We start from the raw sequence: 15,908 nt of genomic DNA, 5'->3' as shown, positions 1-15,908 counted from the left end.
ATGATTGATGCAAAGCAATTAAACAGCTTAGCGTTAGCATACATGGGTGATGCGGTATATGAACAATATATCCGCTATCACCTACTTCAAAAAGGGAAAGTTCGCCCTAATCAATTACATCGATTAGGGACGAGCTTTGTTTCAGCAAAAGCACAGGCGAAAGTTGTTTATCATTTATTAGAGACGGCGTTTTTGACAGAGGAAGAAGAGGCGGTATTAAGAAGAGGACGTAATGCAAATTCAGGTACAGTTCCAAAAAATACGGATGTACAAACATATCGACATAGTACAGCCTTTGAAGCGCTAATTGGTTATCATCATTTATTAAATAACCGTGAAAGATTAGACGAAATTGTATATAAGGCAATTGCAGTTTTAGAAGAAAAGGAAGGGGGCACATCATCATGAGTAGTGAATATATTATCGGACGTAACCCTGTAATTGAGGCGTTACGATCAGGGAGAGATATAAATAAAATTTGGATCGCAGAAGGTGCTGCCAAAGGACAAGTACAGATTGTACTAGCGTTAGCGAAAGAAAATAAGGTTATTTTACAACATGCACCAAAGAAAAAGTTAGATCAATTAGTTGAGGGTAATCATCAAGGTGTAATTGCTCAAGTAGCTGCATATCAGTATGCGGAGTTAGAAGAGTTATTCAAAGTGGCAGAAAAACGTAATGAAGATCCATTCTTCTTAATTTTAGATGAGATTGAAGATCCCCATAACCTAGGTTCTATTATGCGTACTGCTGATGCGACAGGAGCTCATGGAATTATTATTCCAAAGAGAAGGGCTGTGGGGCTTACAGCGTCAGTTGCGAAAGCATCAACAGGAGCGATTGAATACATTCCTGTTGCGCGCGTAACGAACTTATCCCGTACAATTGATGAATTAAAAGAACGTGGACTTTGGATTGCTGGTACAGATGCCAAAGGGAAAACGGATTACCGTAATTTAGATGGTAAAATGCCAATTGGGTTAGTAATTGGTAGTGAAGGAAAAGGTATGAGTCGTATTATTGGTGAAAAGTGTGATTTCCTAATCACTCTACCGATGGTTGGTAAAGTTACATCCTTAAATGCTTCCGTAGCCGCAAGTTTGTTAATGTATGAGGTATATCGTAAACGTCACGAAATTGGTAAATAAAAGATGAACGATATTTTAATCGTTGACGGTTACAACATTATCGGAGCTTGGGGAGATTTGAAGAAACTGCGGGATGTAGATTTACAATCATCAAGAGATGCACTTATTGATAAGATGGCGGATTATCAAGGTTATACAGGTACAAAAGTGATGATAGTCTTTGATGCCTATACAGTACATGGTATTGAAAAAAAGATGAAACAATCTCGTGTGGAAGTAATATTCACACGAAAGAATCAAACTGCAGACGAAAAGATAGAGCAACTTGCGATAGAGCTTAGAAATATAAATACACGAATATATGTTGCGACTTCTGATTACACGGAACAATGGGTTATATTTGCGCAAGGTGCCCTTCGGAAATCTGCGCGTGAATTAGAGTTGGAAGTACAGGCAATGGAGCAACAAGTAAGAAGGCGTACAAAAGACACGAAAGAACAGCAACCCGCCATGCGAAAGATATTTAGTAAAGATATTACAGAAAAATTAGAAAAATTAAGAAGAGGAGAGCGTTGAAGCATTGACGCTCTTTGTCTTTTTACTGTATAATATTGCTAAATAAATAGCGGTCGGAGGGATCAAGGTGGAAGCAGGCTTCGTAAGTGTAGGCGACGTTACATTTCGTGATTTAGAGGATGAGGCAATCGTTGAGTTAGTTCGAAAAGGTAATACTGACGCTCTAGAATATTTAATTCACAAATATAAGAACTTTGTTCGCGCGAAATCAAGATCTTACTTTTTAGTGGGTGCCGATCGAGAAGATATTGTTCAAGAAGGTATGATAGGATTGTTTAAAGCAATTCGTGATTATAAAGAGGACAAGCTGTCTTCATTCAAAGCATTTGCTGAACTGTGTATCACTCGACAAATTATTACCGCTATTAAAACGGCAACAAGGCAAAAACATATTCCCTTAAATTCGTATGTGTCTTTAGATAAGCCGATTTACGATGAGGAATCTGATCGAACATTATTGGATGTTATTTCTGAAGCGAAGGTAACTGATCCTGAAGAGATGATTATTAGCCAAGAAGAATATACAGACATAGAATCAAAAATATCAGAATTATTAAGCGATTTAGAAAGAAAAGTACTTTCTTTATATCTAGATGGGCGTTCTTATCAAGAGATTTCAGAACAGTTAAACAGACATGTGAAATCTATTGATAACGCTTTACAGCGGGTGAAGAGGAAATTGGAACGATATATGGAAATGCGAGAAAGTACAACTTTAAATTCATAACAAATAACAAGTGCAACAGGTGTAAAATAAATCACCTGTTTTCTTTTGTAGACAGTACAAAATGCATGTCATTGACATTGTCTTTTATTGTATGATACATTTTTAGGGACATAATGTTACAAGGTTGGTGTAACTAATGAGGAAAAAAGTTGTACTCTCATGTGAAGAGTGTAAAAATCGAAACTACTCTACTATGAAAGATACGAGCTCAATAGAGCGACTTGAAATAAAAAAGTTTTGTAAAACATGCAATCAGCATACAGTTCACAAGGAAACAAAATAAATAATTGAAATAATACACTGGAGGTCCCGCAGATGCGTTTAACGAACTTTTTCGGCGATGTAGGTCGCGAAATGAAAAAAGTAAGTTGGCCTAAAAAAGATGAATTACTCCGCTCAACAGCGACTGTTGTTGCTACAGTTGTGTTCTTTGCGATTTTCTTCGCAGTAGTTGATATGGGCATTTCTTCTTTAATTCGGTTAATTCTTGGTTAATTCTTGAATAAGAAGCACTTATCCATGATATAATGTTATTTATAAGAACTGTGTAAAAGCCCGGTGAACGGGTTTTTTCATTTGCGCAAAAAAATGTACGTCAGGGAGGGAAGGACGCTCGTCCTAAATGAATGGAAAAAAGTTGGTATGTTGTCCATACTTATTCTGGATATGAAAATAAAGTAAAAGCAAACCTAGAGAAGCGTGTAGAATCAATGGGTATGCAAGATAAAATTTTCCGTGTTGTTGTCCCGGAAGAAGTAGAAGTAGAAATGAAAAACGGAAAAGAAAAATTAATGAAAAGAAAAGTGTTCCCAGGTTATGTATTAGTAGAATTAATCATGACTGATGATTCTTGGTATGTTGTACGTAACACGCCGGGTGTAACTGGGTTCGTTGGTTCTTCTGGTTCTGGATCTAAACCATCACCTCTATTAGAAGAGGAAGTTGTTACCATTATGAAACATATGGGAATGGACAACGAAGTGGTTGATTTCGACTTTGAACTTCATGAGACAGTACGTGTAAATGAGGGGCCATTCGCAGATTATACAGGTGCTATTGAAGAAATTGATGTGGAGAAGAAAAAGGTTAGCGTACTTGTGGACATGTTTGGTCGCGAGACTCCAGTTGAACTTGACTTCCATCAAATTGAAAAATTATAAAATGAAACTTGAAATGAATTGTAAAAAGTGATAATATCTTTTAAGTCAGTACGTCTTCGTTATCGGAGACGTTTTTTGAAAGATTTTATCCTTACAGATAAAATATGACGTGGGAGGGCAAATCACTGTCCAATTGACCACATCACGGACTTAAGGAGGTGTGTCTCGTGGCTAAAAAGGTAATTAAAATGGTAAAGCTTCAAATTCCTGCAGGTAAAGCTAACCCAGCTCCACCAGTTGGTCCAGCATTAGGACAAGCAGGTGTTAACATCATGGGCTTCTGTAAAGAGTTTAACGCTCGTACAGCAGATCAAGCTGGTCTTATCATCCCTGTTGAAATTACGGTATTTGAGGACCGTTCATTCACTTTCATTACTAAAACTCCTCCTGCTGCTGTTCTTCTTAAGAAAGTAGCTGGTATTGAGTCTGGTTCTGGTGAACCAAACCGTAATAAAGTGGCAACTGTTAAGCGTGATAAAGTACGCGAAATCGCTGAAACTAAAATGCCTGACCTAAACGCTGCTAGCGTAGAAGCTGCAATGCGTATGGTTGAAGGTACTGCACGCAGTATGGGCATCGTTATCGAAGACTAATTCGATTTGTTTTTAAAAAAGGTTGCGGGTCTGGAATTCCAATTCGCAACCTTTATTATCGTAAATGATTATTGTTTTTAAATAAATGGATGGCGCTCATCCTCAGGTTATACCTGAAAACAGGCGTAAACGTGGGAGGTTATTCCGCTAAAACCACATTCGAGGAGGAAATAAAAATGGCTAAAAGAGGTAAAAAGTACGTAGAAGCTGCAAAGCTTGTTGATCGTGCATCTGCTTACTCTGCAACAGAAGCAGTAGAATTAGTAAAGAAAACAAACACAGCTAAATTTGATGCAACTGTAGAAGCTGCATTCCGTTTAGGTGTTGACCCTAAGAAAGCTGACCAACAAATCCGTGGTGCAGTTGTTCTTCCGCACGGTACTGGTAAAGTACAACGTGTATTAGTGTTCGCTAAAGGTGAAAAAGCTAAAGAAGCTGAAGCTGCTGGCGCTGACTTCGTAGGCGATACTGATTACATCGGTAAAATCCAACAAGGTTGGTTCGATTTCGATGTAGTAGTAGCAACTCCTGACATGATGGGTGAAGTTGGTAAACTTGGTCGCGTATTAGGACCTAAAGGTTTAATGCCAAACCCTAAAACTGGAACAGTTACTTTCGATGTAACTAAAGCTGTTAACGAAATCAAAGCTGGTAAAGTTGAATACCGCGTTGATAAAGCTGGTAACATCCATGTTCCAATCGGTAAAGTATCTTTCGAAGATGCTAAATTAGTAGAAAACTTCAAAACAATCGCTGACACTTTATTAAAAGTTAAGCCATCTGCTGCAAAAGGTACTTACATGAAGAATGTAACAGTTGCTTCTACAATGGGACCTGGCGTACGCGTAGACGTTTCTACATTAGCGTAAAAATTGGAAGTTGACTTCATAAAGAAGATTTAATATAATCATTTATGTTGTGAATTTAAATAGTGTACCGTAGACAGTAGGTGTCAATAGACTTAATTTCCTACCTAGGTGTTAATATACGAAACGGAATTTTTTTCTGTGACTATATGCCTCCATGTCTACAAGTTGGGCATGGAGGTTTTTAGTGCACTTTCGGTACATCTTCTATATAATCTACAGGAGGTGTAATAACATGAGCAAAGTAATCGAAACTAAACAACAAGTTGTAACTGAAATCGCGGACAAACTTCGTGCTAGTAAATCTACAATTGTTGTTGACTACCGTGGTTTAACAGTTTCTGAAGCAACAGAATTACGTAAGCAATTACGTGAAGCTGGCGTTGAGTTCAAAGTTTACAAAAACTCTCTAACTCGTCGTGCTGCAGAATCTGCTGAAATGGCTGAGTTAAACGAATTCTTAACAGGACCAAACGCAATCGCGTTCAGTAACGAGGATGTAGTTGCTCCTGCGAAAGTATTAAACGACTTCGCTACAAAACATGAAGCTTTAGAAATTAAAGCGGGCGTAATCGAAGGTAAACTTGTAACACTTGATGAGGTTAAAGCAATCGCTACTCTTCCATCACGTGAAGGCTTACTTTCTATGCTTCTTAGCGTTCTTCAAGCTCCAATCCGTAACCTTGCACTTGCTACTAAAGCAGTTGCAGAACAAAAGGAAGAGCAAGGCGCTTAATTTTTTAAAAGATAATTACTTGTTATCTATAAAACAATACAAACCTATTTAAGGGAGGATATTTACAATGACTAAAGAACAAATCATTGAAGCAGTTAAATCTATGACTGTATTAGAACTTAACGACTTAGTAAAAGCTATCGAGGAAGAATTCGGCGTAACTGCTGCTGCTCCTGTAGCTGTAGCTGGTGGCGCTGGTGAAGCTGCTGCTGAAAAAACTGAGTTTGACGTAGTACTTGCAAGTGCTGGCGCTCAAAAAATCAAAGTTATCAAAGCTGTACGTGAAATCACTGGTCTTGGCTTAAAAGAAGCTAAAGAATTAGTTGACAACACTCCAAAAGCAATCAAAGAAGGCGTTTCTAAAGAGGAAGCTGAAGAAATGAAAGCTAAACTTGAAGAAGTTGGCGCTGCTGTAGAAGTTAAGTAATTAACTTTTGATGCTTTAAAAAAAGCTCGCTCTCATGCGAGCTTTTTTTTTAACTGTAAAGAAAAGAGGTGGCCATATGGCAGACCATTATTTTTCTAACGACCCTTCTAGTAAAAGTGATCGTAAACGATGGGAATTTCCACTTCGTGGATCTCAATTTACTTTTTTATCTGACCATGGGGTATTTTCGAAAAACGAGGTGGACTTTGGTTCTCGTCTTTTAATTGAAGCGTTTCAAATGCCGGATATTAAAGGTAATATATTAGACGTAGGTTGTGGATACGGTCCTATTGGTTTGTCGTTAGCGAAAGAGTTTCAAGGTTGTGAAGTTCACATGGTGGATGTGAATGAAAGGGCGCTTGGGCTTGCGAAAGAAAATGCCGCTAATAACAGAATCGAGAATATACGTATTTTTCAAAGTAGCGTCTATGAAAATGTAGATGGCGAGTATGCTGCTATTCTATCTAACCCTCCAATTCGTGCGGGTAAAGATATCGTACATGAGATTTTAGAAAAAGCTGTGGAGTATTTAGTTCCAGGTGGAGAACTTTGGATTGTTATTCAAAAGAAGCAAGGTGCACCATCTGCGCTGAAAAAACTAGAAGAAGTATTTTCTGAAGTTGAGATTGTAGAAAAGAAAAAAGGATATTATATCATAAAATCAAAAAAACGTTGACGGTTATTTTTGGCTATGTTAACATTATACAATGCCAATATATGATTTTCTGCGTTGAGAAAGATGTATATTTTTGTTTCTCTTGGAAAAGATAGTAAAATCAGCAGATTATGAAACAGAATGATGGTTTTCTTATAGAAGCCATTTTTCTTTTTTGAGCAGGTAGAAAGACTCAACGTATTTATCTTTAAGAGAAAAAGACTACGCTAATAGCAGTAGTTGTATTTATTTGTGATTTTGCACAAATTTTTTTGTGCATTTATAATACTCATGATTTGAGGGGTGAAGCAGTTGACAGGTCAACTAGTTCAATACGGACGCCACCGCCAACGAAGAAGTTATGCCCGTATTAGTGAAGTATTAGAGTTACCAAATCTTATCGAAATTCAAACCTCTTCTTATCAGTGGTTTCTTGATGAGGGTTTGCGAGAAATGTTCCAAGACATTTCTCCGATTGAAGACTTTACGGGAAATCTATCGCTTGAATTTATCGACTACAGCTTAGGTGAACCTAAATACTCTGTAGACGAATGCAAAGAGCGTGATGTGACGTATGCAGCACCACTTCGTGTAAAAGTGCGTCTAATCAACAAGGAAACTGGTGAAGTAAAAGAACAAGATGTGTTCATGGGAGATTTCCCACTCATGACAGAGACTGGAACATTCGTAATTAACGGTGCAGAACGTGTTATCGTTTCCCAGTTAGTTCGCTCTCCAAGCGTATACTATAGTGGCAAAGTGGATAAAAACGGAAAACGTGGTTTTACTGCTACTGTAATTCCAAACCGCGGAGCTTGGTTAGAGTATGAGACAGATGCTAAGGATGTTGTATATGTGCGTATTGACCGTACGCGTAAACTTCCTGTAACTGTTTTGTTACGCGCATTAGGGTTTGGCTCTGATCAAGAAATCACCGAGCTTTTAGGTGATAACGAATACTTAAGCAACACATTAGAAAAAGACAACACAGATAGTACAGAAAAAGCATTGCTTGAAATTTATGAGCGTCTACGTCCTGGTGAACCACCAACAGTAGAAAATGCTAAGAGCTTACTTGTGTCTCGTTTCTTCGATCCAAAGCGCTACGATTTAGCAAATGTAGGTCGCTATAAGATCAACAAGAAGTTACACATTAAAAACAGATTGTTTAATCAACGTTTAGCTGAAACATTAGTGGATCCAGAAACTGGTGAAATTTTAGCGGCAGAAGGAACAATCTTAGATCGTCGTACACTTGATCGCATTTTACCTTACTTAGAGAAAAACATTGGATTCAAAACAGCGAAACCAATGGGTGGAGTGGTAGAAGGCGATGTTGAGCTGCAATCTATTAAGATTTATGCTCCTGAGTCGGAAGGCGAACGTGTAATTAATGTAATTGGTAATGCAAATATTACTCGTGATGTGAAACACATCACACCAGGTGATATCCTTGCTTCTATCAGTTACTTCTTCAACCTACTATACAAAGTAGGGGATACAGATGATATTGACCATTTAGGAAACCGTCGTCTGCGTTCTGTTGGAGAACTATTACAAAATCAATTCCGTATCGGTCTTTCTCGTATGGAACGTGTTGTTCGTGAGAGAATGTCGATCCAAGATACAAATGCAATTACACCACAGGCGCTAATTAATATTCGTCCTGTTATTGCATCTATTAAAGAGTTCTTCGGAAGTTCTCAGTTATCTCAGTTCATGGACCAAACAAATCCATTAGCAGAGTTAACTCACAAACGAAGACTATCTGCATTAGGACCTGGTGGTTTAACGCGTGAGCGCGCAGGCTTTGAAGTACGTGACGTTCATTACTCCCACTACGGTCGTATGTGTCCGATTGAAACACCAGAGGGACCAAACATCGGTTTGATTAACTCATTATCTTCGTTCGCGAAAGTAAATGAGTTTGGTTTCATTGAAACACCATATCGTCGTGTTGACCCAGAAACTGGTCTTGTAACAGGGCATGTTGATTATTTAACAGCAGATGAAGAAGATAACTATGTTGTAGCCCAAGCGAATATGAAATTATCTGATGAAGGTGAATTCCTAAGTGAAGATATCGTAGCTCGTTTCCGTGGTGAAAACATTGTCACAAATAGAGAACGCATCGACTACATGGATGTATCTCCAAAACAAGTAGTGTCGGCAGCGACAGCTTGTATTCCGTTCTTAGAAAACGATGACTCTAACCGCGCACTTATGGGAGCGAACATGCAACGTCAGGCGGTTCCGTTAATGAATCCGGAATCTCCGATTGTAGGTACAGGTATGGAGTACGTATCAGCAAAAGACTCAGGTGCTGCAGTAATCTGTAAACATCCTGGTGTTGTTGAGCGCGTAGAAGCACGTGAAGTTTGGGTACGTCGCTATGTAGAAGTTGACGGTCAAACAGTAAAAGGCGACTTAGATCGCTACAAAATGCAAAAATTCATTCGTTCTAACCAAGGAACTTGTTACAACCAACGTCCAATCGTAAGTGTTGGAAATGAAGTTGTAAAAGGTGAAATCCTTGCGGATGGTCCTTCTATGGAATTAGGTGAACTAGCACTTGGACGTAACGTGCTTGTTGGCTTCATGACTTGGGACGGTTATAACTACGAGGATGCGATCATCATGAGTGAGCGCCTTGTAAAAGATGATGTGTACACTTCTATTCATATTGAAGAATATGAATCAGAAGCTCGTGATACGAAGCTTGGACCAGAAGAAATTACACGTGACATTCCAAACGTTGGGGAAGACGCATTACGTAACCTTGACGAGCGCGGTATCATTCGCGTTGGTGCTGAAGTAAAAGATGGAGATTTACTTGTTGGTAAAGTAACACCTAAAGGTGTAACAGAATTAACAGCTGAAGAACGTCTATTACATGCTATCTTTGGAGAAAAAGCGCGTGAAGTACGTGATACATCACTACGTGTACCACACGGTGGTGGCGGTATTATCTTAGACGTAAAAGTATTCAACCGTGAAGATGGCGATGAATTGCCACCAGGCGTGAATCAACTTGTACGTGCATATATCGTTCAAAAACGTAAAATTTCTGAAGGTGACAAGATGGCCGGACGTCACGGTAACAAAGGTGTTATTTCTCGTATTTTACCAGAAGAAGATATGCCTTACTTACCAGACGGTACGCCAATCGATATCATGTTAAACCCATTAGGGGTACCATCTCGTATGAATATCGGTCAGGTATTAGAGCTTCATCTTGGTATGGCAGCAAGATACCTGGGCATTCACATTGCAACACCAGTATTCGATGGTGCTCGTGAGGAAGATGTTTGGGGCACAATTGAAGAAGCTGGTATGGCAAATGACGCGAAAACAATCCTGTATGACGGACGTACTGGTGAACCATTCGATAACCGCGTATCTGTTGGTGTCATGTATATGATCAAACTTGCGCACATGGTTGACGATAAACTTCATGCTCGTTCTACTGGACCATACTCACTTGTAACGCAGCAACCTCTTGGAGGTAAAGCTCAGTTCGGTGGACAGCGTTTCGGTGAGATGGAGGTTTGGGCACTTGAAGCTTACGGTGCTGCTTATACTCTTCAAGAAATCTTAACAGTGAAGTCTGATGATGTTGTTGGACGTGTTAAGACTTATGAAGCAATTGTTAAAGGCGAAAATGTTCCAGAACCAGGCGTTCCTGAATCATTCAAAGTATTGATTAAAGAGCTGCAAAGTTTAGGTATGGACGTTAAAATGATGTCTAGCGACGATACAGAAATTGAAATGCGTGATACAGAAGATGACGATGATCATCAATCAGCAGATAAATTGAATGTCGAAGTTGAGACAACTAAGGAATAATTGGGATAACCTGTAGACTAAAAGGGAGGTAGGCCCCTTGATAGATGTAAATAACTTTGAATATATGAAGATTGGACTTGCTTCACCTGACAAGATTCGTTCTTGGTCATACGGTGAAGTTAAGAAACCAGAAACTATTAACTATCGTACGTTAAAGCCTGAAAAAGATGGCTTGTTCTGTGAGCGTATTTTCGGACCACAAAAGGACTGGGAATGTCATTGCGGAAAATACAAACGTGTACGTTATAAAGGTGTAGTTTGTGATCGATGTGGCGTTGAAGTAACGCGTGCAAAAGTACGTCGTGAACGTATGGGTCATATTGAATTAGCTGCTCCTGTATCTCATATTTGGTATTTCAAAGGTATCCCGAGCCGCATGGGACTTGTCTTAGACATGTCCCCTCGCGCGCTTGAAGAAGTAATTTATTTCGCTTCTTATGTTGTAACAGAAAGTGGAGATACACCACTTGATAAGAAGCAATTACTTTCTGAAAAAGAATACCGTGCATATCGTGATCGATATGGTAGCACATTCCAAGCTGCTATGGGTGCAGAAGCGATTAAAAAGCTACTACAAGACATTGATTTAGATAAAGAAGTAGACTTCTTAAAAGAAGAATTAAAAACAGCACAAGGACAACGCCGTACTCGTGCTATTAAACGTCTAGAAGTATTAGAAGCATTCCGTAACTCTGGAAATGAACCATCTTGGATGATCTTAGATGTTCTACCAGTTATCCCACCAGAACTACGCCCAATGGTACAGTTAGATGGTGGACGTTTTGCTACTTCTGACTTAAACGACTTATATCGTCGTGTAATTAACCGTAACAACCGTTTAAAACGTCTATTGGACCTAGGTGCTCCAAGCATCATCGTTCAAAACGAAAAACGTATGTTACAAGAAGCTGTAGATGCATTAATTGATAATGGTCGTCGTGGCCGTCCAGTAACTGGACCGGGTAACCGTCCATTAAAATCATTATCTCACATGCTTAAAGGTAAACAAGGACGTTTCCGTCAAAACTTATTAGGTAAACGTGTTGACTACTCTGGCCGTTCTGTAATCGTTGTAGGACCGAACTTAAAGATGTACCAATGTGGATTACCGAAAGAAATGGCGCTTGAACTGTTCAAACCTTTTGTTATGAAAGAGTTAGTTGGAAAAGGGTTAGCACACAACATTAAGAGTGCGAAACGTAAAATTGAGCGTGTACACCCTGAAGTTTGGGACGTTTTAGAATCTGTGATTAAAGAACATCCAGTACTTCTAAACCGCGCACCAACACTTCACCGTCTTGGTATCCAGGCGTTTGAACCTACATTAGTAGAAGGTCGCGCAATTCGTCTTCACCCACTTGTATGTACTGCATACAACGCGGACTTTGACGGTGACCAAATGGCGGTTCACGTTCCGTTATCATCAGAGGCACAAGCAGAAGCTCGTATTCTTATGTTAGCGGCACAAAACATCTTGAATCCAAAAGACGGAAAACCAGTTGTTACTCCATCTCAGGATATGGTATTAGGTAACTACTACTTAACACTTGAGCGTGAAGGCGCAATCGGTGAAGGTATGGTCTTCAAAGATGCAAACGAAGCAATACTTGCATATCAAAATGGATATGTACATCTGCACACACGTGTTGCAGTTGCTGCAAGTTCAGTAAATAACGTAACGTTTACTGAAGAGCAAAAAGGTAAGCTTCTATTAACAACAGTTGGTAAATTAATATTTAACGAAATCTTACCAGAGTCGTTCCCTTATATTAATGAACCGACAAACTCAAACCTTGAAAAAGAAACACCAGCGGAATATTTCGTTGAAAAAGGTGCGAACATTAAAGAAATTATTGCTAGTCGCGAAGAAGTGGCGCCATTTAGCAAGAAGATCCTTGGTAACATCATTGCGGAAGTGTTCAAACGTTTCCAAATTACAGAAACGTCTCGCATGCTTGACCGTATGAAAAACTTAGGGTTCAAGTACTCTACAAAAGCTGGTATTACAGTTGGGGTATCTGACATTCTTGTATTAGGCGAAAAAGATGAAATTCTCCACGAAGCACAAGCAAAAGTAGATAATGTAATTAAACAATTCCGTCGCGGTTTAATCACGGAAGAAGAACGTTACGATCGCGTTATCTCTATTTGGAGTAATGCAAAAGATGTTATCCAAGGAAAACTGATGAAATCCTTGAATAAACGCAATCCAATCTTCATGATGAGTGACTCAGGTGCCCGTGGTAACGCATCTAACTTTACTCAGCTTGCTGGTATGCGTGGTCTGATGGCCAATCCATCTGGTCGTATCATCGAACTTCCAATCAAATCGAGTTTCCGTGAAGGTTTAACAGTACTTGAGTACTTCATCTCTACGCATGGTGCGCGTAAAGGTCTTGCCGATACAGCACTTAAAACTGCCGATTCTGGTTACTTAACACGTCGTCTTGTAGACGTTGCACAAGATGTAATTGTCCGTGAAGATGATTGTGGAACAGATCGTGGTCTATTAATTGGTGCGATTAAAGAGGGTAATGAAGTAATTGAGTCATTATATGATCGTCTTGTTGGACGTTTTGCAAGAAAAACTGTAAAACATCCTGAAACAGGTGAAGTATTAGTTAGTGAAAACCAATTAATTACTGAAGATATCGCTCATATCGTTGAAAATTCGGGTGTTGAAACTGTAAATATTCGTTCAGCGTTTACGTGTAACACTCGCCATGGTGTATGTAAGAAGTGTTACGGTCGTAACTTAGCAACTGGTACAGACGTAGAAGTAGGAGAAGCGGTAGGTATTATCGCAGCTCAATCTATCGGTGAGCCAGGTACACAGTTAACGATGCGTACATTCCATACAGGTGGGGTTGCCGGAGATGATATCACTCAAGGTTTACCTCGTATCCAAGAGATCTTCGAAGCTCGTAATCCGAAAGGTCAGGCAGTTATCAGTGAAATCGACGGTGTTATCGCAGCGATCAACGATGTTAAAGATCGCCAAGAAGTAGTTGTACAGGGTGAAGTTGAAGCTCGTACGTATGCTATTCCTTACGGTGCTCGTCTGAAAGTAACTCCAGGACAGCCAATTAGCCACGGTAAAGAGTTAACAGAAGGTTCTATTGATCCGAAAGAATTACTAAAAGTAACGGACATTACAGCAGTTCAAGAATACTTATTACGTGAAGTTCAAAAAGTATACCGTATGCAAGGGGTAGAAATTGGTGACAAACACGTAGAGGTAATGGTACGTCAAATGCTACGTAAAGTTCGTGTAAGTGATGCAGGTGAAACAGACGTATTACCAGGAACATTACTAGATATCCATCAGTTTACTGATGCGAATGCGAAGGTGTTACTGAAAGGTAAACAACCAGCGACAGCTAGACCTGTTCTACTTGGTATTACAAAAGCTTCACTTGAAACTGATTCATTCTTATCTGCAGCATCATTCCAAGAAACAACTCGTGTCTTAACTGATGCAGCAATTAAAGGTAAACGTGATGAGCTTCTAGGATTGAAAGAGAACGTTATTATCGGTAAACTTGTTCCTGCTGGAACAGGTATGAATCGTTATCGCAAAGTGGATCTTGTAAAAACAACACAAGATAACATGAATGTAGAAAACGATGAGATTTATGTGGAACAGTAAAATTTTCCGTCGTAAATTTTGTATAAAAACATCTAATCCTAGTTGACATTGTATGAGTCAAAATGTTACTATAATCAAGGTTGCTCCTGAACGATGCTTTGGAGGATATTTATATGTCTTATCAAAAAGTGTCAAATGCTGAAAATGTAGTCGTTGGTCATAAACGCACATTGGAAGCAATCAAAAATGGTATAGTTAAAGAAGTTGTTATTGCAGAAGATGCTGATGTGCGGTTAACCCATATTATCATTCGCACTGCTTTGCAACATAACATACCCATAACAAAGGTTGAATCAGTTCGTAAGCTTGGAAAAGTTTCGGGGATTCAAGTGGGAGCTTCAGCAATAGGAATAATAAGTTAAAACTGTTTTTGTGAGGAGAGAGCATTTGCTCTTCCTTGCAAAAACTTTGTTTTCAACTAATAATGAACCACCTGGATATGTGGTCATACAAACATGCGAAGGGAGGATAATCAAATGCCTACTATTAACCAATTAGTGAGAAATGGTCGTACTGATAAAGTATGGAAATCTAAATCACCTGCGTTAAACAAAGGATTTAACTCTTTAAAGAAAAAATCAACTGATATCTCTGCACCTCAAAAACGTGGTGTATGTACTCGTGTTGGTACAATGACTCCAAAGAAACCTAACTCAGCGTTACGTAAATACGCTCGTGTACGTTTAACAAACGGTATTGAAGTTACAGCTTACATCCCAGGTATCGGTCATAACTTACAAGAGCATAGCGTAGTATTAATTCGCGGTGGTCGAGTAAAGGATTTACCAGGGGTACGTTACCACATCGTTCGTGGAGCGCTTGATACAGCTGGTGTTGACAAACGTATGCAAGGACGTTCTAAATATGGTACTAAGCGACCAAAACCTGCTAAAAAATAATAAACTTATAATGAAAGGAGGAACTCAATATGCCTCGTAAAGGACCTGTTGCGAAACGTGACGTGTTACCAGATCCAATGTACAATTCTAAGCTAGTAACACGCCTTATCAACAAAATGATGGTTGACGGTAAAAAAGGTAAATCTCAAACAATTCTTTATAACGCTTTCGATATCGTTCGTGAACGTTCAGATAAAGAACCAATGGAAGTATTCGAGCAAGCTCTTAAGAACATCATGCCTGTTCTTGAAGTACGCGCTCGTCGTGTTGGTGGTGCTAACTACCAAGTTCCAGTTGAGGTTCGTCCAGAACGCCGTACAACTTTAGGTCTTCGCTGGTTAGTAAACTATGCTCGTCTTCGTGGTGAAAAAACTATGGAAGAGCGTCTAGCTTACGAAATCTTAGATGCAGCTAACAACGCTGGTGCATCTGTTAAGAAACGTGAAGACACTCATAAAATGGCAGAAGCTAACAAAGCATTTGCTCATTACCGTTGGTAGGATTCAACGTAAAATAAATGTATGCATAAACCGCTTTATTTGTCGCTTATGGAAGTGTGGAGAGGGAGAATGCCTCTCCCTTTCGTTGGGCGCTCGTTTTACATAATGAGGGTACTGGACACTGGCATATGTAACAATATAAAGTGGCTTTTTTGCTACTTAAAATAAAAAATCCAATCCATATAT

The 15,908-nt window shown here is 39.2% G+C and carries 17 protein-coding genes and 1 other annotated feature; all 17 genes read left to right on the top strand.

What is annotated here, in order from left to right; genetic code table 11:
* Positions 1-408, top strand: coding sequence for a Mini-ribonuclease 3 (locus ACS2FK_RS28055; RefSeq protein WP_000564261.1), 408 nt, complete (start codon positions 1-3; stop codon positions 406-408).
* Positions 405-1,148, top strand: a complete 744-nt coding sequence (gene rlmB / locus ACS2FK_RS28050) for a 23S rRNA (guanosine(2251)-2'-O)-methyltransferase RlmB (RefSeq protein ID WP_000093765.1) — start codon at positions 405-407, stop codon at positions 1,146-1,148. Before ACS2FK_RS28055 ends, rlmB begins: the two co-directional genes overlap by 4 nt.
* A 3-nt stretch (positions 1,149-1,151) precedes the next feature.
* Positions 1,152-1,664: an NYN domain-containing protein gene (locus tag ACS2FK_RS28045; RefSeq protein ID WP_000997887.1), complete on the top strand. Its 513-nt coding sequence runs from the start codon at positions 1,152-1,154 to the stop codon at positions 1,662-1,664.
* A gap of 67 nt (positions 1,665-1,731) precedes the next feature.
* A complete protein-coding gene (locus ACS2FK_RS28040; RefSeq protein ID WP_000387198.1) occupies positions 1,732-2,391 on the top strand; it encodes an RNA polymerase sporulation sigma factor SigH in 660 nt (219 codons plus the stop codon).
* A 136-nt stretch (positions 2,392-2,527) separates the two neighbouring features.
* The gene (gene rpmG, locus ACS2FK_RS28035; RefSeq protein ID WP_014481927.1) at positions 2,528-2,674 is read left to right on the top strand and encodes a 50S ribosomal protein L33; all 147 of its coding nucleotides are present in this window, start codon (positions 2,528-2,530) and stop codon (positions 2,672-2,674) included.
* 32 nt (positions 2,675-2,706) lie between these two features.
* Positions 2,707-2,886 carry a preprotein translocase subunit SecE gene (gene secE / locus ACS2FK_RS28030; RefSeq protein ID WP_001241323.1) on the top strand — a complete coding sequence of 60 codons (180 nt, stop codon included), beginning with the start codon at positions 2,707-2,709 and terminating at the stop codon, positions 2,884-2,886.
* Between the two features lie 131 nt (positions 2,887-3,017).
* Positions 3,018-3,551 (top strand): transcription termination/antitermination protein NusG, encoded by a 534-nt coding sequence (gene nusG, locus ACS2FK_RS28025; RefSeq protein ID WP_000415794.1) that lies wholly within the window; start codon positions 3,018-3,020, stop codon positions 3,549-3,551.
* A gap of 167 nt (positions 3,552-3,718) precedes the next feature.
* Entirely contained in the window at positions 3,719-4,144 is a 426-nt protein-coding gene (gene rplK / locus ACS2FK_RS28020; protein WP_001085872.1) for a 50S ribosomal protein L11, read from the top strand.
* 176 nt (positions 4,145-4,320) lie between these two features.
* Positions 4,321-5,013, top strand: coding sequence for a 50S ribosomal protein L1 (gene rplA, locus ACS2FK_RS28015; RefSeq protein WP_002094239.1), 693 nt, complete (start codon positions 4,321-4,323; stop codon positions 5,011-5,013).
* 49 nt (positions 5,014-5,062) lie between these two features.
* Positions 5,063-5,206 (top strand) — a sequence feature (ribosomal protein L10 leader region).
* A gap of 39 nt (positions 5,207-5,245) precedes the next feature.
* Complete coding sequence (gene rplJ / locus ACS2FK_RS28010) at positions 5,246-5,746, top strand: 50S ribosomal protein L10 (RefSeq protein ID WP_000048718.1); 501 nt, start codon at positions 5,246-5,248, stop codon at positions 5,744-5,746.
* Positions 5,747-5,813: 67 nt separating this feature from the next.
* A complete protein-coding gene (gene rplL / locus ACS2FK_RS28005; RefSeq protein ID WP_000159737.1) occupies positions 5,814-6,173 on the top strand; it encodes a 50S ribosomal protein L7/L12 in 360 nt (119 codons plus the stop codon).
* Positions 6,174-6,249: 76 nt separating this feature from the next.
* Entirely contained in the window at positions 6,250-6,849 is a 600-nt protein-coding gene (locus ACS2FK_RS28000; RefSeq protein WP_063546193.1) for a class I SAM-dependent methyltransferase, read from the top strand.
* A 291-nt stretch (positions 6,850-7,140) separates the two neighbouring features.
* A complete protein-coding gene (rpoB, locus tag ACS2FK_RS27995) occupies positions 7,141-10,674 on the top strand; it encodes a DNA-directed RNA polymerase subunit beta (protein WP_000147553.1) in 3,534 nt (1,177 codons plus the stop codon).
* A 37-nt stretch (positions 10,675-10,711) separates the two neighbouring features.
* Positions 10,712-14,323, top strand: a complete 3,612-nt coding sequence (rpoC, locus tag ACS2FK_RS27990; protein WP_000567943.1) for a DNA-directed RNA polymerase subunit beta' — start codon at positions 10,712-10,714, stop codon at positions 14,321-14,323.
* 113 nt (positions 14,324-14,436) lie between these two features.
* Entirely contained in the window at positions 14,437-14,685 is a 249-nt protein-coding gene (locus tag ACS2FK_RS27985) for a 50S ribosomal protein L7ae-like protein (RefSeq protein ID WP_000121831.1), read from the top strand.
* A 114-nt stretch (positions 14,686-14,799) separates the two neighbouring features.
* Positions 14,800-15,222: a 30S ribosomal protein S12 gene (rpsL, locus tag ACS2FK_RS27980; protein ID WP_001142341.1), complete on the top strand. Its 423-nt coding sequence runs from the start codon at positions 14,800-14,802 to the stop codon at positions 15,220-15,222.
* Positions 15,223-15,251: 29 nt separating this feature from the next.
* On the top strand, positions 15,252-15,722 hold the full coding sequence (gene rpsG / locus ACS2FK_RS27975; protein ID WP_001137492.1) for a 30S ribosomal protein S7: 471 nt from the start codon (positions 15,252-15,254) through the stop codon (positions 15,720-15,722).
* Positions 15,723-15,908 lie beyond the last annotated feature (186 nt).

Origin of the sequence: Bacillus cereus group sp. BceL220, from assembly GCF_051776965.1 — a bacterium.
GTDB lineage: Bacteria > Bacillota > Bacilli > Bacillales > Bacillaceae_G > Bacillus_A > Bacillus_A cereus.
Note: the sequence above shows the minus strand (reverse complement) of the source record. Positions and strands in the feature narration are given on the sequence as shown.